Here is a 20,578-nt window from a genome sequence, read left to right as displayed (position 1 = left end):
TCAGGCCTTTTGGCAGTGGGGGCAGTAAAACGTCGAACGCTGACCTTGGCGCAAGGATTTGATCGCTGTCCCGCAGACCCGGCAAGCCTGCCCGGCCCTGGCGTAGACCATGGCTTCGAGCTGAAAATGGCCAGATTCACCGGCGGCGCTGCTGAAGTTGCGCAAAGTACTGCCGCCCCCGGCCACGGCACGCCCCAGTACGTCCCGGATCGCCGCATGAAGTCGGGCAACGCGCGGCCGGCTCAATCGGGCCGCATTCAAGGTCGGTCGGATACCGGCCAGAAAAAGTGTTTCTGAAGCGTAAATATTGCCCACCCCGACCACAACGTCGCCCGCCAGCAACACTTGCTTGATGGCTGTCTTGCGGCGCTTCAGACCGGCATGGAACCGGGCAACATCAAAATCGTCCGACAAGGGCTCCATGCCAAGTTTTCCCAACAACTTGCGGGCCTGCGGCGCGTCTTCGCCGGCGACGTAAACCACGGCACCGAAGCGGCGCGGGTCATTCAGTCGAAGCGTGCCGTGGCTGGTGCGCATCTCGAAATGATCATGCTTGCCAAGGGCCGCCAGGTGCCGTGCAAAACCCAGGCTGCCGGACATGCCCAGATGCACCAGCAACAAGCCCTGATCAAGATCGACCAGCAAATATTTGCCGCGTCTGCGCACTGCCTGCACGGTTCGCCCCACCAACTTGGCGGGAGCACAACCCAAAGGCCAGCGCAAGGCCTTGCCCAAATACACGGACAACACTTCTGCGCCGGCAATGCGATCGGCAAAACTCAGACGCGTGACTTCTACTTCGGGCAATTCAGGCATGGCAAACCAATTGGGACGGACATGGATTATTATGGTCCGATGTCGCTTTTCAACCGCTTTTCACTGCTTGTCCTGTTCTTTTGCGCGCTGGCCGCCCACGCACAAACGCCCGACGCCAAAACCGACCCCACACTGAGTTCCGCCCTCGACGGTGAGCTTTTTTACCAGCTGCTGTTGGGAGAACTCAACGCCCGGGACGGGGACCTGGGTGCCGCCTATTCGCTGCTGCTCGACGCGGCGCGCAAAACGAATGACGGCAAGCTGTACCAGCGGGCCGTCGACATAGCGCTACAGGGGCGCTCGGGCGACTCCGCGCTGCAGGCCGCTCGCGCCTGGCGGCAGGCGCTGCCAGCGTCCAAGGAAGCCAATCGCTACCTGTTGCAGATTTTGATTGGCATGAACCGGATTGGCGACACGGTGGAACCCCTGAAACGGGAGATAGCGGCGGCCGACCCGAAAGACCGCGTCGCGGCCATACTGACCATTCCGCGCTATTTTGCGCGTGCCACCGACCGGAAACTTGTCGCCAGCACGGTGGAACAAGCCTTGGCCAGCTACCTGGCAACGCCGGCGCTGGGCGCTACGGCCTGGACCGTCATCGGACACCTGCGTTCCAGCGCCGGCGACAACACCGGCGCCCTGGATGCCGCGCGCAAGGCGCAGGCGATGGACCCCAAGTCGGACGGCCCGGCGTTGCTGGCTTTGTCAATGATGAATCCGAAAACGCCGCAAGCCGAGGCGATTGTGAAAAAGCACCTCGAAGGTCAGGCCCAGCCCGAGTTGCGCATGGAATACGTGCGGGCTTTGCTGAACACGCAGCGCTATGCCGAGGCAACGGCTCAACTGCAAATCATCACCACCGAAAAACCCGACTTCCTGCAAGCCTGGCTGGTACGGGGTGCGCTCGAATTGCAGGATGGCAAAGCAGCGCTGGCGGAACGCTCGTTCAACCGGTATGTTGAACTGGCGAGTGCCAAACGTGCCGGCGCAGTACGTGCCGACACCGCGCGTGGGCTGGTTCAGGCCTACCTCTCGCTGGCCCAGATTGCCGAGCAAAGAAAGGATTACGCGCAAGCCGATGCGTGGCTGAAACGGGTCGACAACCCGGAGGATTTGCTCAACGCCCAGTTGCGGCGCGCCTCCATCCTGGCGCGCCAGGGCAAACTCGAGGAGGCACTCAAACTGGTTCGCAGCCAGCCGGAGAAGTCGCCGGAGGACGCGCGGCTGAAAATCAGCGCCGAGGTCCAGTTGCTGCGCGACAGCAAGCAGTACAAACTGGCGCACGACCTTCTGGCGCAGACCATCTCGCGCAACCCGGGCGATTTTGATCTTGTTTACGACCTCGCCATGGTGGCCGAAAAACTGGGAAATTACGATGAAATGGAGCGCCTGCTGCGCAGCGTGATGGCCGGCAAACCCGAGTATCAGCATGCCTACAACGCGCTGGGTTTCTCGCTGGCGGAGCGCAACACGCGCCTGGCGGAGGCCAGGCAACTCATATTGAAGGCGCTGGAATATGCTCCCAACGACCCTTTCATCACCGACAGCCTGGGTTGGGTTGAATTTCGCAGCGGCAATCTGGTCGAGGCGCTGCACATTCTGCAAGACGCCTTCAAAGCCAGGCCGGACGCGGAAATTGCCGCCCATCTGGGCGAGGTATTGTGGGCCTTGGGTCGGCGGGAGCAGGCACTGAGCGCCTGGAAGGACGGCCAGCAAATCAATGCCGAGAACGAAACCCTGCTGGAAACGCTCAAACGCCTGCGCGTCAAGTTGTGAGACCTGTGCTGAAAGTCGCTTCCGCGGCAATTATTCTGGCCACGCTTTTGCTCGCCGGCTGCGCCGTGCCGAGGGCGGCGGGCAGCGCCGGCCAGCCGGAAGTTTCGCCCTGGCACGGGCGGCTGGCGTTGCGCATCGAGGCCGACCCGCCCCAGACCGAGTCGCAAACCTTCTCCGCCGGATTCGAGCTGATCGGCAACGCCCGGATCGGCGAATTGACTTTGTATACGCCGCTGGGCACAACCGCTGCCGCCCTCTCCTGGTCACCGCAGGCCGCGGTGCTGCGTTCCAATGGCGAGCTGCATCATTTCGAGTCGCTGGACGCCTTGCTCAAGCAGGCCATCGGTACCGAGGTGCCGGTGGCCGCCCTGTTCGCCTGGCTGGCCGGCGACAACATGACCGTGGCCGGCTGGCGCGCCGACCTGTCGCAACATGCCAATGGCCGGATCACCGCCCAGCGCACGCAGCCGGCGCCGCTGGCGGAACTCCGTCTGGTATTCGAACGTCCTTGAGGCAGACAGAGTCAAAGGTCCGTTCCGCAAGGTAGCAAAGCATGAAGTCCCTTTACGACATATCCGCCCCGGCCAAACTGAACCTGTTTTTGCACGTGACGGGGCGCCGAAGCGACGGCTACCACCTGCTGCAATCGGTATTCATGCTGATCGACTGGTGCGACACCTTGCATTTCGACCTGCGCGCCGACGGGAAAATCAGCCGAGAAGACCTGGGCATGGTGCTGCCGGTCGAAGATCTGGTGCTGCGTGCCGCCGGCGCCCTGAAACGGGCCAGCGCCAGCCCGCTGGGGGTTCACATCGGCATCGAAAAACGTATTCCGACGCAGGCCGGCATGGGCGGCGGATCAAGCGACGCGGCAGCCACCTTGCTAGCCCTCAACCGTCTGTGGAAACTCGATTATTCCCTGGAGCAGCTCAGCCAAATCGGACTGCAACTGGGTGCCGATGTGCCATTCTTTCTGGCCGGGCACAACGCCTGGGTTGAAGGCATAGGGGAAAAAATAACCCCCGTCAGCTTGCCAACAGGCCAATTTTTGGTGCTTAAACCAGCCCAGGGACTGGATACCGGACTGATTTTCTCGGACCCGGCCCTGAAAAGGGACAGCGAGACTGCTATAATTTCCGGCTTCGCTACAGATCCATTCGGCTTTGGCCGTAACGACCTGCAGAACGTTGCCCAAAGACTTTGTCCGGGTGTCGCCGAAGCCCTTGAATGGCTTGCCTCACGTGGACTCAGTGGCCGGATGACGGGCTCTGGAAGCGCGGTGTTTGCACCCGTGTCGCAACACGTTGACTTGGGGCAGGCACCCAGCGCGTTTCAGGTCAGGCTATGTAGCAGTCTGGATGTTCATCCCCTGGTGGGCTGGGCAACCAGCAACAGTTTGTCGGTTGGCGGCGGTTAGCCGTCAACCCGTGTAGGGGAGTCGCCAAGTTGGTTAAGGCACTGGATTTTGATTCCAGCATGCGAAGGTTCGAATCCTTCTTCCCCTGCCAAATTATTCGTGGCACGTACTTCACACTGGTGTAGTGCGTGCCACAGGCTGAACGCACAGGCGCAATCAACACTCAACCGCTGGAATACTCATGCAGGTACCGCAACCCCCTGATTTCATGGTTTTTACCGGCAATGCCAATCCGGGCATGGCGGCACAAATCGCCAGTCATCTGAATATTTCCCTGGGTGCCGCCACAGTGGGTCGCTTCTCGGACGGCGAAGTGACGGTCGAAATCAACCAGAACGTGCGGGCGCGAGACGTCTTCGTGGTGCAGTCCACTTGTGCGCCGACCAATGAAAACCTGATGGAATTGCTCATCATGGTGGATGCCCTCAAGCGCGCTTCGGCAGAACGCATCAGCGCCGTCATCCCCTATTTTGGCTACGCCCGGCAGGACCGGCGTCCGCGCTCCAGCCGCGTGCCCATTACCGCCAAGGTGGTGGCCAACATGTTGCAAGCCGTCGGTGTGGCACGCGTATTGACCATGGATTTGCATGCCGATCAGATCCAGGGCTTTTTTGATATCCCGGTCGACAACATTTATGCCTCCCCCGTGTTGCTGGGCGATTTGCGGCAGAAGAACTACGAAGACCTGATTGTGGTGTCCCCCGACGTCGGTGGTGTGGTGCGCGCACGCGCTCTGGCCAAGCAACTCAATTGCGACCTCGCCATCATCGACAAGCGCCGCCCCCGGGCCAATGTCAGCGAAGTGATGCACGTCATCGGCGAAATCGACGGCCGCAACTGCGTCATCATGGACGACATGATCGACACCGCCGGCACCCTGGTCAAGGCGGCCGAGGTGCTGAAGGAACGCGGTGCGAAAAAGGTCTATGCCTATTGCACGCACCCGATTTTTTCCGGCCCGGCGATCGAACGCATCACCAATGGCACAGCGCTCGATGAAGTGGTGGTGACCAACACCATTCCCTTGAGTGCGGCGGGGTCTGCCTGCCAGAAAATCCGTCAATTGTCGGTGGCGCCGCTGATCGCCGAGACGATACAGCGCATTGCCAAGGGCGAATCGGTCATGAGTTTGTTCTCGGATCAGGAAAATCTCTTTTGAGGTTTCTGTAAAACCTTTTCTGATTCGGGCAAAAGTGGGCTCACCGCATGCACATCAACGTGCCTTGAGCTTTTTTAAATCGGAGTCACACTGGTCGCGGTGGACTCCTTCTGGAGTGAAACTATGAAATTCGTCGCTTTTGAGCGCGCAAAGCAGGGCACGGGTGCGAGCCGCCGTCTCCGCATCTCGGGTCGCACGCCCGGCATCGTCTATGGTGGCGCGGCTGAACCGCAGCAGATCGAAATCGATCACAACGCCCTCTGGCATGCCTTGAAGAAGGAAGCCTTCCATTCCACCATCCTGGAGATGGAAATCGACGGGAAAGTCAGCAAAGTCTTGCTGCGTGACGTGCAAATGCACCCCTTCAAGCAGCTCATCCTGCACATCGACTTCCAGCGTGTCGATGCCAACACCAGACTGCACATGAAGGTGCCACTGCACTACAGCGGCGACGAGAACTCGCCGGCGGTCAAGACCGATGGCTGCATTGCCAACCATGTGGTGACCGAAATCGAAGTCCTGTGCCTGCCGGCCGACCTGCCCGAATTCATCAAGGTGGATTTGAGCGGCCTGAAGAAAGGCGCATCGCTGCACCTGGCCGACATCGCGCTGCCCAAGGGTGTGACGGCTGTGACCCATGGCAAGAACAACCCGGTTCTGGTCTCTGTGGTGGTGATTTCCGGCACCACGGAAGAAACGCCAGCGGCCGAAGGCGACGCGGCGGCTCCGGCAGCCGCGGCAACTGCCGCTGCCGCAACCGCGCCCGCCGCAGCTGCCAAGGCGGCGGCCGGCAAGGCTGCAGCGGCGGCCAAGGCACCCGCTGCCAAAGCTCCGGCGGCCAAGAAGTAATTACCGCAACTTCAAACTGACGGCCCACTTGGTGGGCCGTTTTTTTTGCCTCCCGAATCGCGCCCTTTCCAATTCGCCAGCAGGGCCCACGGTTACACTGCGGCGCTAGGTCAACCGAGGCATCCAGGTTCAACATGATCAAGCTATTTGTCGGTCTGGGCAATCCCGGACCCGAATACCAATCGACCCGTCACAACGCAGGTTTTTGGTGGCTGGACGCGGTCGCCCACGAACTGAAAACAACTCTTGTCATGGACAAGGCCTACCACGGCCTGGCGGCGCGAACCTCCGTCAACGGTCAAACGGTATGGTTGCTGGAACCGCAAACCTACATGAACCTGTGCGGCAAATCGGTTGCGGCGCTGGCGCGTTTCTTCAAGATCGAGCCACGCGAAATACTGGTGGCGCACGACGAGCTGGACATTGTTCCGGGCGAGGCCAAGCTCAAGCTCGGCGGCAGCCACGCCGGGCACAACGGTTTGCGCGACATTCACGCCCAGTTGGGCAGCGACGACTACTGGCGTCTGCGCCTGGGCATCGGCCATCCGGGCATCAAGTCGGAGGTTGTCAATTGGGTGCTGAAAAAGCCTTCGCTGGACCACCGTCTGGCGATTGACCAGGCCATCGAGCGCTCGCTCAAGGCTTTGCCGCACTTGCTGGCCGGGGATATGGACAAAGCCACGCTGCTGGTGCATACCAGCAAGCCGCCCAGGCCCAAGCCGCCCAGGCCCGAAAATCCGCCGCAGTAAACTGCTGTGCATCAAAAAAGGGGGGGGTCATCGATGCCAAGCCATGCGTTAAATGCCATCTTTCTGCTGGCAGTAATCCTTTTTTCAACCGGCGCGAAGGCTCAAAACACCTATCGATGCGGTAACAGCTACAGCCAGACGCCCTGCCCCGGTGGCGTCATCGTCGACGCTGCGGACGCGCGCACCGAGTCCCAAAAAGCGCAAACCGATAAGGCCAGCAAACGCGATGCCCAGATCGCCGACGCCATGGAGAAGGCACGCCTGCAACAGGAAGCCAAAGACCTTGCCGCCAACACGCCAGCCATGAAACTGGCGCCCCCTGCTTCGGCCAGCAAGGCCAGGAAAAAGAGACCGCCCAGAGTCCTGTTCGTCAAGGCGCCGGTCGAGAAGAAGAAGAAGAAAACGCCCCCGCAGATTGCCGAGGAAAAGAACGCCAACAAACCTTGATGCCGGCCGGCCCGCCGGCCTATTCAGCGGCCGGCGTGGGGTTCAGCTCAAGCTGCAGGCGCCGGTATTTTTGCCACAGGATTTCCCGGCTTTCGGCAAACAGCGGATTCACCGGTATACAGGCCACCGGACATACCTGAACACACTGGGGCTCGGCAAAATGGCCCACACATTCGGTGCACTTGTGCGGGTCTATCTCGTAGATTTCCTGACCCAGGTAGATCGCCGCGTTGGGGCACTCGGGCTCGCACACATCGCAGTTGATGCACTCGTCGGTGATGATCAAAGCCATGGTTGGTCGTCCGCCGCAGCGCCAAGAATATTCGGTCTGAATCGCATGCATCGAATTATCGGCGTTCCGCGCCGCGCCGGCAGCGCAGCCGCACTGGGCCAATGCCAGGCGACCGGATTGAAAGACCGATTTATGCGACTGTGCCGCTGGCAGCGTCGTACCAGCGCTGCTCGGACAGCATGATTTCGTGGTGCCCCCGGCCGGCGGGAATCATCGGAAAGCAGTTCTCCTGCTGCGCCACCGCCACGTCCAGCAGGAACGGACCGGGTGCCGACAGACAAGCGTCCATCGCTTCCGCCAGTTGCGCCGGCTGCTCGACGCGGCGCGCTGACCAGCCAAAGGCTTTCGCCAGCGCAACAAAGTCGGGCAGTGCCTCGGTATAGCTGTGGCTGTAGCGGGCACCATGGTGCAACTGCTGCCATTGCCGAACCATGCCCATGCAAGCATTGTTCGACAGGATCAGCTTGACCGGGCAGTGGTGCTGGCGCGCGGTCGACAGTTCCTGGATGTTCATCAGGACGGAGGCGTCGCCGCTGACGCAGACCACCAGCTTGTCCGGATGCGCGATCTGGGCGCCGATGGCCGCCGGCAAGCCATAACCCATGGTGCCGGCGCCGCCGGAAGTCAGCCAGCGCTGGGGTTGCTCGAAGCGCAGGTACTGCGCGGCCCACATCTGGTGCTGGCCAACATCTGTGGCGACGATGGCGTCGACGCCCGACAGGCGGGCCGCCAGTGTGGCCATCAGTTGCTGCGGAATGATGACGTCCCGTTGGGGCTCGTAGCGCAGCGAATCCTCGGACCGCCAGCGCGCGATCTGGCGCCACCAGTCCCCGTTGCCGGACGGATTCAGCGCCAGCGTCTTCAGTTGCAGCAGCAAGGCCGCCAGAACCTGTGCGCAATCGCCCACCAGGGGAACTTGCGTCTTGACGACCTTGTTGATGGAGGCCGGGTCGATATCGACGTGAATGACGCCGGCGCCAGGGCAGAAATCCTTCAGCCGCCCGGTCACCCGGTCGTCGAAGCGGGCACCGACGCAGACCACCAGATCCGCGTGGTGCATCGCCAGGTTCGCTTCCAGCGTGCCATGCATGCCCAGCATGCCCAGGAACCGCGGATCGGACGCCGGGAAGGCACCCAGACCCAACAGGGTCAGCGTGCACGGCGCATCAATCAAGCGCACCAGTTCGGCGAAACGCGCACAAGCCGCCAGACCCGAGTTGATCAGGCCGCCGCCGCCGTAAAAGACCGGCCGGCGGGATTTTGCAATCAACTCTGCCGCCTCGCGCAATAAGGGCGCCGACACGACACCGGTCGCTGCGCTCACACCGCAAGCGGGCTGACGCGGCGCCGGCTTGGCGTCACAGCCGGCGGTCTGGCCCTGAATGTCCTTGGGAAAATCGATCAACACCGGCCCTGGCCGCCCGGTCGTGGCGACGCTCACGGCCTGACGCGTGAGATTGGCAATCTCCTGCACATCGCGGATCTGAACGTTCCATTTCGTGACGGGACTGGAAATGCCCAGCGCATTGCATTCCTGAAAGGCCGCGGTACCTATGGTTGGCGACGCCACCTGCCCGCTGATGCACAGCACCGGAATCGAATCGCTGAGGGCGTCCAGCAAGCCCGATATGGTGTTGGCCACGCCCGGACCGGAAGTGACGAAAACAACGCCCAGGCGGCCGGTAGAGCGCGCGTAGCCCTGCGCCGCATGCACCGCCGCCTGCTCGTGGCGCACCAGCACATGGCGCAGGCGCGGCTCACCGTGCAAGGCGTCGTAGAGCGGCAGCACAGCGCCGCCCGGGTAACCAAAAACGGTATCGACGCCGCAGGCGATCAAGGTCTGCAACAGGATTTGCGCGCCATAGGGCAAAGTCTGCGTGGCGGTGGACGGACAGCGGGTACTTGGCGCCGATGCCAGCGCTGGTAAGGACATATTCATTCACCAATGCTATTCATTGATGGCCTGAAAATAATTCATAATTTCAGTCAATTCATGAATTTGGATGAAAATAAGTGAGCACAAATACAGAATCCGAGGAAAAACAGTTCGACCGTCTCGACCTCGCCATCCTGCGCGTCCTGCTGGCCGACTCGCGCAAGACCTTGCAGGAGATCGGCAAGGAAGTAGGCCTGTCCACCACCTCCTGCTGGAACCGCATCAAGCGCATGGAAGCGGCCGGCGCGATCCAGGGCTACACCGTGAAGCTCGATCTGGCCAAGCTGGGCTACCGCGACACCGTCATCGTCCAGGTCAACCTGGAAAGCCACAGCGACCAGACGCTGTACGAGTTCGGTCGCACGCTGGAGACCATTCCCGAAGTGCTGGAGGCCTTCCTGATCTCGGGCGACTACGACTACTACATCCGGATCGCCGTGCGCGACACGCGCGACTACGAGCGCCTGCTGCGGGAAAAACTCTACAAGATTCCCGGCATCCGGCACAGCAAATCGAGTTTCGTCCTGCGCACGCTGAAAAAATCGGACACGCCGCTGCTCTAGACTGATCATCTAACACCGAAATACCGAAACAAAATGAGGCCTCCGTGACCCGTCTTGATCTCAGCTCGCTGGCCCTTTTTCTGAAAGTGGTCGACAGCGGCAGTCTGTCGCGGGCGGCGCAGCAATCGCACATCGCTTTATCGGCCGCCAGTCGCCGCATCAGTCTGCTGGAGGAGGAGTTCGGCGTCGCCCTGCTGCACCGCAAGCCGACCGGGGTGGAAGCGACCGGTGCCGGGCAGGCCTTGGCGTCCCACGTCCGGCAGCTATTGCGCGACATCGACCAGATGCGGGCCGAACTCACCGACTACGCCCAGGGTGCCAAAGGCCACGTCCGTCTGCGCGCCAACGTCTCGGCCATGGGCCAGTCGCTGCCCGACGAACTGGCAACGTTCAGCCAGCAGTATCCGGACATCAAGCTCGAAATCAGGGAGTACGTGAGCCGCGACATTCTGCAGACTTTGCGCGAAGGCTCGGCCGATGTCGGCATTGTCACCGGAACGGCCCAGCTTGCCGGGCTGCGCGCCTATCCTTACTGCGCCGATAGGCTGGTGGCGATACTGCCGCGCCAGCATCCCTGGCGCAAGAAAAAGGCCCAGTTCGCCGACTTGCTGGACTACGACATCATTGGCCTTGAGAGCAACACCAATATCCACCGCGCCATGGAAGCGGCAGCGGCAACGGCCGGCAAGCCCTTGCGACTCAGGATTCAGGTCAGGAGCTTCGAGGTGGTGTGCCGGATGATAGAAGCGGGCTTTGGCATCGGCATCCTGCCCGAGGGCGTGGTGCAGCGTTTCCGGCGCGAATGGGCCTTGCGCTTCGTGGCCTTGACGGACGCCTGGGCCGAGAGATCCATGTTCGTTTGCGTGCGCGAGGAAGCCATGCCCTTGCCGACCCGCAAATTGGTGGAACACCTGCTCAAGCGGCCGCTGAGCACGAGCGAAGCCCAGGGGGGTTCGCCAAATTAGAAGACCCGGATTCCAGAAATGCAAATAGACAGTCCAGCCGGCCCTGTCTAAAGTCGCCACAACTTCCAACGCGACACTGCCATGCCTGTTCACGCCAGCCCCCAAAAACCGCACCGCATCGCCGTCATTCCGGGCGACGGCATCGGACCGGAAATCGTTCCCGAGGGCCTGCGGGTACTCGACGAAGTGAGCCGCAAGTTCGGCATTGCCTTCGAGTACCAGCACTTCGACTGGTGCTGCGGCTACTATGAGCGGCACGGCAAAATGATGCCCGACGACTGGAAGGAGAGCCTGGGCGGACATGAGGCGATCTATTTCGGCGCGGTGGGCGCGCCGGACAAGGTACCGGACCATGTTGCGGTCTGGGGTTCGCTGCTCAAGATCCGGCGCGAGTTCGACCAGTACGTCAATCTGCGCCCGGTGCGCCTGATGCCCGGCGTGCCCAGCCCGCTGGCCCATCGCCGGCCCGGCGACATCGATTTCATCGTGGTGCGTGAAAACACCGAAGGCGAGTATTCCACGGTAGGTGGCCGCATGTTCGAAGGCAGCGAGCGGGAAATTGCGATCCAGGACTCCATCTTCACCCGCACCGGGGTCGATCGCATCCTGAAGTTTGCCTTCGAACTGGCGGCAAGCCGGCCGCGCAGGAATCTGGTGGCGGCAACCAAATCGAACGGCATCTCGGTCACCATGCCGTTCTGGGACGAACGCCTGGCCGAAATCGGCAAGGCCTTCCCGCAAGTGCACGCCAGCAAATACCACATCGACATCCTGACGGCGCACTTCGTCCAGCACCCGGACCGCTTCGACGTGGTGGTGGCTTCCAACCTGTTTGGCGACATTCTTTCCGACCTCGGTCCGGCTTGCACCGGCACCATCGGCATCGCACCGTCCGCCAACCTCAATCCCGAGCGCAAATACCCGTCCCTGTTCGAGCCGGTGCACGGTTCGGCGCCCGACATCGCGGGTTTGGGCGTGGCCAATCCGATCGGCCAGATCTGGTCGGCGGCGCTGATGCTGGAGCACCTGGGCCAGGGTCGGCCGCGCTATGCCGCCGCCGCGCAAGCCATCGTCGAGGCGATCGAGACCGTGCTGGCCGACGGCCCGCGCACCCGTGACATGGGCGGCACGGCCGGCACCGCAGAAGTGGGCCGGGCCATCGCCGACTGCCTGGCAGCGCGACCGGCCTACCGGGACGAAGCCAGCCAGGCCGGCGCATGAAGACCGCTCCCATGAGGTCGTTCGGCGGGCCGCCGCCATCCCTATTTCGCGCCCTGCGAGCGGGACCTGAGCAGCCGATAATGCGGGGACTTCGTATTTCCTTCCCTGTATTGCGCGACCTGCCGACCTGAACCGTTTCCATGGGTTTATTTCTTCTTAAACGCCTGACCACGCTGCTGGCCACCTTGCTGGGGGCCTCGGTGGTGATCTTCCTGGTGCTGGAGATACTGCCGGGAAATGCGGCCCAGATCTTGATGGGTCCGGACGCCTCGCCGGAAGCGGTGCAGGCACTGGCTGTCAAGCTGGGGCTGAACCTACCGCCGCTGGAGCGTTACTGGCAATGGGTCAGCGGGCTGCTGGTGGGTGACCTGGGGCTGAGCTATACCTACAGCAGCCCGGTGCTGGATCTGGTGCTGGAACGACTGGCCCTGACGGTGCCGCTGGCCTTGATGGCCATGCTATTGACCACCGTGCTGGCGCTGGCGGTGGGCATTTACGCGGCCTCGCGCCACAACCGCCTGGGCGATGTCGGCATGATGGGTCTGGCCCAGGTCGGTATCGCCGTGCCCAATTTCTGGTTTGCCATTTTGCTGATCCTGCTGTTCTCGGTGCAACTCCAGTGGTTTTCGGCCGGCGGCTTCCCCGGTTGGGACGAAGGTGTTGCGCAGGCCCTCAAATCGCTGCTGCTGCCGGCGGTTTCGCTGGCCGTGGTGCAAGCGGCCATCCTGGCGCGCATCACCCGCTCGGCCGTGTTGGAAGTACTGCGCGAGGACTTTGTGCGCACCGCGCGCGCCAAGGGTTTGTCGCAGAACGCCACCTTGTGGGGCCATGTGCTGCGCAACGCCATGATTCCGGTGGTGACCGTGATGGGGCTGCAATTTGCCAATTTGCTGGCCGGCACCATCGTGGTTGAAAACGTCTTCTACCTGCCCGGACTGGGGCGGCTGATCTTCCAGGCGATCTCGAACCGGGACCTGATCGTGGTGCGCAATTGCGTCATGCTGCTGGCGGCCATGGTGATCGTCGTCAACTTTGTGGTCGACGTGCTGTATGCCGTGATCGATCCGCGCGTCAAGGCCAGCGACATATGAGTCAGCCGAGCGCAACAACGGCCCGCCTGCCAGTCACCTTTGTGGCACGCGCGCTGACCCACCGCAGCTTCGTGATCGGTGCCGTGCTGACGCTGGCGCTGCTGCTGGCGGCCGCCCTGTCGCTGATCTGGACGCCCTGGTCGCCCTATGAAATCGACATGGCGGCCAAACTGCAACTGCCCGACGCCCATCACTGGCTGGGCACCGATCCGTTCGGCCGCGACGTCACCTCGCTGCTGCTGGTGGGTGCACGCAACTCGATTCTGGTCGGTGTGATCGCCGTCGGCATCGGGTTGAGCGTGGGCACCGCACTGGGCCTGCTGGCGGCAGCGCGGCGCGGCTGGGTCGAGGAACTGATCATGCGGCTGGCCGATTTCACCTTCGCCTTTCCCGCCATTTTGTCGGCCATCATGATGACCGCCGTGTTCGGCGCCGGCATCGTCAACTCCATCATTGCCATCGGCATCTTCAACATCCCCACTTTTGCCCGCATCACGCGCGCCAGCGCCAACGCCATCTGGTCGCGCGAGTTCGTGCTGGCGGCGCGCGCCTGCGGCAAGGGGCCCTGGCGCATCACGATCGAACACGTGCTGCCCAACATCCTGTCGGCGCTGATCGTGCAGGCCACCATCCAGTTTGCGCTGGCCATCCTGGCCGAAGCCGCCCTCTCCTACCTGGGTCTGGGAACCCAGCCGCCGCAGCCCTCCTGGGGCCGCATGCTGGCCGAGGCCCAGACGCTGTTGTTCCAGGCACCGCAGCTGGCGGTGTTCCCCGGCCTGGCGATTGCCCTGGCCGTGCTGGGCCTGAACCTGCTGGGTGACGGCCTGCGCGACCTGATGGACCCCCGTCTGGCCCGAAAGCGATAAATGGCCTTGCTTGAAGTTGATAATTTGTGCGTGCAGTTGCAGACCCAGCGCGGTCCGGCGAAGGCGGTTCGCGCCGTCAGTTTCAAACTGGAACGCGGCGAGACGCTGGGCCTGATCGGAGAGTCGGGTTGCGGCAAATCGATCACCGCGATGGCGCTGATGGGTTTGCTGCCGGAGCGCGCCGTCGTCACCGGCAGCATCCGCTTCGAGCAGCAGCAGTTGGTGGGCATGAACGATGCGTCACTGCGGCAGTTGCGCGGCGACCGCATCGGCATGATTTTTCAGGAGCCGATGACGGCGCTGAACCCGGTGCACACCATTGGGCACCAGGTGGCGGAGCCGCTGCTACTGCACCGCGGCGCCTCCGTCAAGGCAGCGCGGAGCCAAGCCATTGCCCTGCTGGACCGGGTCGGCATTGCGGACGCCGCGCGCCGCTTCGATGCCTACCCGCATCAGTTTTCCGGTGGCCAGCGCCAGCGCATCACCATTGCCATGGCACTGGCCTGCGGGCCTGATCTGTTGATCGCTGATGAACCCACCACGGCGCTGGACGTGACCATCCAGGGCCAGATCCTGGACCTCATCAGCGAGCTGGTGCAGGAGCGCGGCATGGCCTTGATCCTGATCTCGCACGACCTGGGTGTGATCGCCCAGAATGTGTCGCGCATGCTGGTCATGTACGGCGGCACCGTGGTGGAGAGCGGTCCGACGCAAGCGGTTTTCGAGCGTCTGGCGCACCCCTATACGCGCGGTCTGTTCGGCGCGCGGCCACAGCTGGGCGCGGCGCGCGGCAGGCGCTTGACCACCATCGAGGGCAGCGTGCCGGAACTGGTCGACCTGCCCGCCGGTTGCCCGTTTTTCGAGCGCTGCCCACTGGCCATTGCAGCTTGCGCCAACACCTTGCCGGCGCCCACCGATCTGGGCCAGTCGCATCAGGCCAGCTGCCTGCGCCTGGACGCCGTCCCGACCGGAGCGCCGGCATGACTACGCCCCTGTTGCAGCTGGACCGGGTCACGCGCAACTATGCGCTGCCGCGCGAGCGCCTGTGGGGTGCGCCACCCCAGGTGCAGGCGCTGCGCGGTGTCAGCCTGCGCATGAGCAGCGGCAAGAACCTGGGCATCGTCGGCGAGTCCGGCTCCGGCAAGTCGACCCTGGCGCGCCTGGTGATGGCGCTGGAGCCGCCCAGCAGCGGCAGCGTTGAGTTCCTCGGGCAGGACCTCAATCGGCTCAGCCCGGCCGCCTTGCGTGCGGCGCGACGCGACTTCCAGATGGTGTTTCAGGACCCCTATGGCTCGCTCGATCCGCGCCAGACCGTGGAGCGCATCGTCACGGAACCGCTGGCCGCGCTGGGCGGCAGCAGCGGCGCCGACATGCGCACCCGGGCGCGCGACGTGCTGACCTCGGTCGGTCTGCGCAGCAACGATCTGGACAAGTACCCGCATGAGTTTTCCGGCGGGCAGCGCCAGCGCGTGGCGATCGCCCGCGCTCTCATCACGCGCCCCAAGCTGATCGTGGCCGACGAACCGGTCAGCGCGCTGGACGTGTCGGTGCAGGCCCAGGTCCTCAACCTGATGCAGGATCTGGCCAGCGAGTTTGGCGTCACCTACCTGCTGATCAGCCACGATCTGGCGGTGGTCGACTATCTGTGCGAGGAAGTGGCCGTGATCTACCTGGGGCGGGTGGTGGAGCAGGGCTCGCCGGAGACGCTGTTCCGCGCCGCCGCCCATCCCTACACCCGGGCCTTGCTGAGCGCCGTGCCCCGCGTCGCCCCCAGTGCCGCTGCGGCGGCCAGAAAGCGCGGCCCCCTGGTCGCTGCGCGAGCGCATCCCGCCAGCGCCTGTCCCTATGCCGGGCGCTGCCCGCAGGCGCAGGCGCAGTGCGACGCCCAGCGGCCGGAACTCAGGGCGATAGGCGCCGGGCACCAGGTAGCCTGTCATTTTGGTTCTGAGCTTATGCCTGATACCTAGTATCAGGAATGGTATTGTTCGCCCTGTTGTTGCGCAAGATTTCGGTACCCAACCCTTTTTTTCACAGGAGAAGTCATCATGATCAATCGTCGTCACGTCCTCACCTCCGCCGCCAGCGGCGCCGCACTGGCGGCACTGCCGTGGGCTGCCGCAGCCCAGGGAAAAAAGGACAGCGTTGTGCTGGCCATGACGCTGGAGCCGCCGGGCCTCGATCCGACCGCCGGTGCGGCCTCCGCGATCGCCGAGATCGTCCAGTACAACATCTTCGAGACCCTGACCAAGATCAACAGCGACGGCAGCGTCTCGCCCCTGCTGGCCGAGAGCTGGGAAGTGTCGCCCGATCTGAAAACCTACACCTTCAAACTGCGCAAGGGCGTCAAGTTTCAGAACGGCGAGCCGTTCAACGCCAAGGCCGTCAAGTTCTCCTTCGAGCGCGCCGCCGCCGAGAAAAGCACCAACAAGGACAAACGCACCTTCGCCAGCATGGAAAGCGTGGCGGCGATCGACGACTACACGGTGGTCATTCTGAACAAGGCGCTGGACCCCGACTTCCTGTTCCTGATGGGCCAGGCCACCGCCGCCATCGTGGAACCCAAGAGCGCCGACGGCAACGCCACCAAACCGGTGGGCACCGGCCCTTACCAACTGAGCGCCTGGGCCAAGGGCTCTTCCGTCACGCTGAGCAAATGGGACGGCTACCACGGCGCTGCCAGCCCGAAAATCAGACGAGTTACCTTCCGCTTCATCAGCGACCCGGCGGCCCAGGTGGCGGCCCTGCTGGCCGGCGACGTCGACGCCTTCCCGCGCGTGACGCCGCGCAGCGTGGTGCAATTCAAGACCAACAGCAAGTTCCAGGTGGTGGTGAGCGGCTCGCGCGCCAAGACCATTCTGGCCATCAACAACAAGAAGAAACCGCTCGATGACGTGCGGGTGCGCCGCGCCATTGCCGCCGCGATCGACCGCAAAGCGGTCATCGAAGGCGCCGCCGACGGCTACGGCGTGCCGATCGGCAGCCACTATGTGCCGGGCGCCTTCGGCTTTGTCGACACCACCGGTGTCAACCCCTTCAACATCGAGAAAGCCAAGAGCCTGCTGGCCGAGGCCGGCATCAAGACGCCGCTGGAGCTCAGCCTGAAGCTGCCGCCGGTGCCTTATGCGCGCCAGGGCGGCGAGGTGATCGCGGCGCAACTGGCCAAGATCGGCATCATCGCCAAGATTGAAAACGTCGAGTGGGCCCAGTGGCTCAGCGGCGTTTACACCAACAAGAACTACGACCTGACCATCATCTCGCACGTCGAGCCGTTCGACCTGGGCAACTTCGCCAAGCCCGGTTATTACTGGGGTTACGAATCGGCCAAATTCAACGCCTTGTTCGACAAGATCCAGAACGCGCCACGCGCCGCCGACCGCGCCAAGCTGCTGGGCGAAGCGCAGCGCCTGCTGGCCAACGACGCCGTGCACGGCTTCTTGTACCAGCCGCAATGGATTACGGTGGCCAACAAGAACCTCAAAGGGCTGTGGAAAGACATGCCGGTGTTTGTCAATGACATTTCAGCGCTGTCATGGTCGTGAAGCTGCATGAGCTGGGCGGCTCGCAACTGATCGCGGCCTACCGCCGGCGCGAGCTCTCGCCGGTGGAGGTGACGCAAGCGGTGCTGGCGCAGATCGACCGCTGGGAGCCGCATATCCACGCCAGCTACCTGCTGCGCCCCGAGCATGCGCTGGCCCAGGCGCGCGCCTCCGAGGCCCGTTGGCAGCGCGGCGCGCCTTGCGGCGCGCTGGACGGCGTGCCGGTCACCATCAAGGAGAACCTGGCGACCCGGGGCGACCCGGTGCCGCTGGGCACCCTGGCCACCGACTTGACGCCGGCCACCGCCGATGCGCCGCCGCCGGCGCGCCTGTTCGAGGCCGGCGCCGTGATGGTCTGCAAGACCACCATGCCCGACTACGGCATGCTCTCCAGCGGCCTGTCGAGCTTTCATGCGCTGGCGCGCAACCCGTGGGATGTCAGCAAGACACCCGGCGGCTCCAGCGCCGGTGGCGGCGCCGCGGCGGCGGCCGGCTACGGCCCGCTGCACATGGGCACCGACATCGGCGGCTCGCTGCGCCTGCCGGCCGGCTGGTGCGGCATCTTCAGCCTCAAGCCCAGCCTGGGCCGCATCCCGATCGACCCGCCTTACACCGGCCGCGCCGCCGGCCCCATGACACGCAGCGTGGCCGACGCCGCGCTGATGATGCAGGTGCTGTCGCTGCCGGATGCGCGCGACAGCATGAGCCTGCCCTACCAGGCCATTGCCTGGGACCAGTTCGACCGCGGCGTCGAGATGCTGCGCGGTCTCAGAATCGGTTTGTTGCTGGACGCCGGCTGCGGACTGCCGGTGGAGCCCGAGGTGCGCGCCGCCGTCGAGCATGCCGCGCAGATTTTCGAGCGTGCCGGGGCCAGCGTCGAGGTCATGGCACCGTTCCTGACGCCGGCCATGCTGGACGGCATGGACCACGCCTGGCGCCTGCGCTCGCACATCGATCTGGCGGCTCTGCCGGACGACAAGCGGGCCACGGTATTGCCTTATATCCAGCAATGGGCCGACAGCGCCGCCGGCCTGAGCGGACCGCAGGCCTTCGTCGCCTTCAGCCAGTTTCACGCCACCCGCGTGGCCACCGTGCGGGCCTGCCAGCCTTTCGATTTCGTGCTCTCGCCGACCTCGCCGATGCCGGCTTTTGCGGCCGAACTGCCCTCGCCCACCGACGACCCGCTGCGTCCGCTGGAGCACATCGCCTTCACCGTGCCGTACAACATGTCGGAGCAACCGGCCGCCTCCATCAACTGCGGCTATACGCAAGCGGGTCTGCCGATCGGCTTGCAGATCGCCGGCCGACGCTTCGACGACCTGGGCGTGCTGCAACTGGCGCACGCCTTCGAGTTGCTGCGCGACCCGCAACGGCCCTGGCCCAGTCCGCCCGGCGCCTGAGCCATGCCCGGTGCCAGCTTGCTGACCGATAGCCTGGGCAACCCCGTCACGCTGGACGACGCCACCAGCCTGGCGGCGCTCAACGACTTTGTCGAAGGCTTCATTTCCTGCGAAGCACGGGTCGCCAACATCCTGCGCGTGGCGGCCACCGACCACAGCCCGCTGGTGCAGGCTTGTTGCGCCGCGCTGCACATGTTCGCAGAGTCCGGCACGGCAGTGCTCAATGCCAGCCCCTACATCCAGCGCGCGCTGGCGGGCCTTGGCGCTTCGCGCGGCATCACACAGCGCGAACAGGGATTTGTGGCGGCCGTGGCGGCCTGGGTCGACGGCGATATACCTCAAGCGATCCGGCTGCACGAGCAGCAGGCGCGCGACTTTCCGCGCGATCTGGCTTCGCTCAAGCTGGGCCAGTACCACATGTTCAATGTCGGCAATTCACCGGGCATGCTCAGGCTGGCGCTCTCCGCCCTGCCGGCGGCGGCGGACGTGCCTTACCTGCACGGCATGGCGGCGTTTGCCTGGGAGCAATGCCACCTGCTGGAGCAGGCCGAGGCGGCGGCACGCCGCGCCCTGGACCTGTGCCACAAGGAACCCTGGGCCCAGCACGCACTGGCCCACGTGATGCTGACCCAGGGCCGCCTCACCGAGGGTCTGGCCTTCATGCGCCAGGTCAGCCCGACCTGGACCGCCCTGAACTCTTTCATGGTCACGCACAACTGGTGGCACCTGGCCGTGTTTGCGCTGGAACTGGGCCAACATGAAGAAGTGCTGCGGCTGTACGACCAGCAGGTCTGGGGCGTCGTCAAGGACTACTCGCAGGACCAGATCGGAGCCGTCTCGCTGCTGGCACGGCTGGAGTTGGCCGGCGTTGACGTAGTCGAGCGCTGGCAGGATGTGGCCGACCATCTGGCGCTGCGGCTGGACGACCACGTGCTGCCGTTTCTGGACATGCAATACCTCTATGGTCTGGCGCGTGCTGGACGGCCCCAGGCCCAGACCTTGATGCAGAACATCGAAGCCTTTGCCCATGGCCAGGCGACGCCGGCCGACAGCGACTCGAAACGGGTCTGGCAACAGGTCTGCATACCAGCCAGCCGCGGCCTGCTGGCGCATGCCGACGGTGACTACAGCCGTGCCGTGCAGGAGCTGGGTAGCGCGCTGCCGCGCCTGATGGAAATCGGCGGCAGCCATGCGCAGCGCGATCTGTTCGAACAGATCCATCTGGACGCCCTGGTCCGCAGCGGCCAATGGGTGGGCGCCCAGCATCTGGTGCAACAGCGTCTGCGTGGTCAACCCGAATCAACCCGGCTGCAGCGCCAGGCGCGGCAGGTTTATACCGCGCTGGGCATAGCGCCAGAAGCAGTCAGCCGCTAGCCCGCATATTTCATGCAGCTCCACTGTATGACCAGATTTGCGTTGATTTTGGTGCTGGGTAGGGCTCAAGTGGACGTTTTGCAGGCATAGCCCGGTCTTTGGTTGGTAATCGAGCCGGTTT

Annotated in this window: 20 protein-coding genes and 1 tRNA gene; 18 read left to right on the top strand and 3 right to left on the bottom strand. The window is 63.7% G+C overall.

The features are described from left to right. Positions 1-816, bottom strand: a complete 816-nt coding sequence (mutM, locus tag PHS32_RS17115; protein ID WP_301080275.1) for a bifunctional DNA-formamidopyrimidine glycosylase/DNA-(apurinic or apyrimidinic site) lyase — start codon at positions 814-816, stop codon at positions 1-3. A gap of 39 nt (positions 817-855) precedes the next feature. Here mutM and PHS32_RS17110 point away from each other — a divergent pair, with 39 nt between their 5' ends. The 8 genes from PHS32_RS17110 (at position 856) to PHS32_RS17075 (ending at position 7,213) form a co-directional block, all read left to right on the top strand. Then, complete coding sequence (locus PHS32_RS17110; RefSeq protein WP_301080274.1) at positions 856-2,592, top strand: tetratricopeptide repeat protein; 1,737 nt, start codon at positions 856-858, stop codon at positions 2,590-2,592. Between the two features lie 5 nt (positions 2,593-2,597). Further along, positions 2,598-3,104 carry a lipoprotein insertase outer membrane protein LolB gene (locus tag PHS32_RS17105; protein WP_301080273.1) on the top strand — a complete coding sequence of 169 codons (507 nt, stop codon included), beginning with the start codon at positions 2,598-2,600 and terminating at the stop codon, positions 3,102-3,104. Positions 3,105-3,145: 41 nt separating this feature from the next. Continuing rightward, positions 3,146-4,009, top strand: a complete 864-nt coding sequence (gene ispE, locus PHS32_RS17100; protein WP_301080272.1) for a 4-(cytidine 5'-diphospho)-2-C-methyl-D-erythritol kinase — start codon at positions 3,146-3,148, stop codon at positions 4,007-4,009. A 14-nt stretch (positions 4,010-4,023) separates the two neighbouring features. Then, a tRNA-Gln gene (locus PHS32_RS17095) sits at positions 4,024-4,100 on the top strand. A 90-nt stretch (positions 4,101-4,190) separates the two neighbouring features. Next, the gene (locus PHS32_RS17090; RefSeq protein ID WP_301080271.1) at positions 4,191-5,168 is read left to right on the top strand and encodes a ribose-phosphate pyrophosphokinase; all 978 of its coding nucleotides are present in this window, start codon (positions 4,191-4,193) and stop codon (positions 5,166-5,168) included. Between the two features lie 123 nt (positions 5,169-5,291). Beyond that, positions 5,292-6,017 (top strand): 50S ribosomal protein L25/general stress protein Ctc, encoded by a 726-nt coding sequence (locus PHS32_RS17085; RefSeq protein ID WP_301080270.1) that lies wholly within the window; start codon positions 5,292-5,294, stop codon positions 6,015-6,017. A 134-nt stretch (positions 6,018-6,151) separates the two neighbouring features. Further along, the gene (gene pth / locus PHS32_RS17080) at positions 6,152-6,766 is read left to right on the top strand and encodes an aminoacyl-tRNA hydrolase (protein ID WP_301080269.1); all 615 of its coding nucleotides are present in this window, start codon (positions 6,152-6,154) and stop codon (positions 6,764-6,766) included. A 33-nt stretch (positions 6,767-6,799) separates the two neighbouring features. Further along, positions 6,800-7,213 (top strand): hypothetical protein, encoded by a 414-nt coding sequence (locus tag PHS32_RS17075; protein ID WP_301080268.1) that lies wholly within the window; start codon positions 6,800-6,802, stop codon positions 7,211-7,213. Positions 7,214-7,232: 19 nt separating this feature from the next. Here PHS32_RS17075 and PHS32_RS17070 read toward each other — a convergent pair whose 3' ends face one another. Continuing rightward, the gene (locus PHS32_RS17070; RefSeq protein WP_301080267.1) at positions 7,233-7,505 is read right to left on the bottom strand and encodes a YfhL family 4Fe-4S dicluster ferredoxin; all 273 of its coding nucleotides are present in this window, start codon (positions 7,503-7,505) and stop codon (positions 7,233-7,235) included. Between the two features lie 130 nt (positions 7,506-7,635). Continuing rightward, the gene (gene ilvB, locus PHS32_RS17065) at positions 7,636-9,444 is read right to left on the bottom strand and encodes a biosynthetic-type acetolactate synthase large subunit (protein WP_301080266.1); all 1,809 of its coding nucleotides are present in this window, start codon (positions 9,442-9,444) and stop codon (positions 7,636-7,638) included. A gap of 74 nt (positions 9,445-9,518) precedes the next feature. Between ilvB and PHS32_RS17060 the strand changes: the two genes are divergently transcribed. From PHS32_RS17060 to PHS32_RS17015, 10 genes are all read left to right on the top strand, one after another. Then, entirely contained in the window at positions 9,519-10,004 is a 486-nt protein-coding gene (locus tag PHS32_RS17060) for an Lrp/AsnC family transcriptional regulator (protein ID WP_301080265.1), read from the top strand. 44 nt (positions 10,005-10,048) lie between these two features. After that, positions 10,049-10,969: a LysR substrate-binding domain-containing protein gene (locus PHS32_RS17055; protein WP_301080264.1), complete on the top strand. Its 921-nt coding sequence runs from the start codon at positions 10,049-10,051 to the stop codon at positions 10,967-10,969. A gap of 81 nt (positions 10,970-11,050) precedes the next feature. Beyond that, a complete protein-coding gene (locus PHS32_RS17050; RefSeq protein ID WP_301080263.1) occupies positions 11,051-12,190 on the top strand; it encodes a tartrate dehydrogenase in 1,140 nt (379 codons plus the stop codon). 140 nt (positions 12,191-12,330) lie between these two features. Next, entirely contained in the window at positions 12,331-13,281 is a 951-nt protein-coding gene (locus PHS32_RS17045) for an ABC transporter permease (protein WP_301080262.1), read from the top strand. After that, a complete protein-coding gene (locus tag PHS32_RS17040; protein WP_301080261.1) occupies positions 13,278-14,147 on the top strand; it encodes an ABC transporter permease in 870 nt (289 codons plus the stop codon). The genes PHS32_RS17045 and PHS32_RS17040 overlap by 4 nt, the downstream gene beginning before the upstream one ends. Further along, positions 14,148-15,131, top strand: a complete 984-nt coding sequence (locus PHS32_RS17035) for an ABC transporter ATP-binding protein (protein WP_301080260.1) — start codon at positions 14,148-14,150, stop codon at positions 15,129-15,131. Continuing rightward, positions 15,128-16,114: an oligopeptide/dipeptide ABC transporter ATP-binding protein gene (locus PHS32_RS17030; RefSeq protein ID WP_301080259.1), complete on the top strand. Its 987-nt coding sequence runs from the start codon at positions 15,128-15,130 to the stop codon at positions 16,112-16,114. The genes PHS32_RS17035 and PHS32_RS17030 overlap by 4 nt, the downstream gene beginning before the upstream one ends. 78 nt (positions 16,115-16,192) lie before the next feature. Continuing rightward, positions 16,193-17,686, top strand: a complete 1,494-nt coding sequence (locus PHS32_RS17025; protein WP_301080258.1) for an ABC transporter substrate-binding protein — start codon at positions 16,193-16,195, stop codon at positions 17,684-17,686. Further along, entirely contained in the window at positions 17,677-19,083 is a 1,407-nt protein-coding gene (locus tag PHS32_RS17020) for an amidase (protein ID WP_301080257.1), read from the top strand. The genes PHS32_RS17025 and PHS32_RS17020 overlap by 10 nt, the downstream gene beginning before the upstream one ends. Positions 19,084-19,086: 3 nt before the next feature. Next, positions 19,087-20,457, top strand: coding sequence for a tetratricopeptide repeat protein (locus PHS32_RS17015; RefSeq protein WP_301080256.1), 1,371 nt, complete (start codon positions 19,087-19,089; stop codon positions 20,455-20,457). Positions 20,458-20,578: the final 121 nt, after the last annotated feature.

Source organism: Rhodoferax sp. (genome assembly GCF_028714215.1).
Taxonomy (GTDB): domain Bacteria; phylum Pseudomonadota; class Gammaproteobacteria; order Burkholderiales; family Burkholderiaceae_C; genus Rhodoferax.
This window is presented reverse-complemented; position numbering and strand designations above follow the sequence as displayed.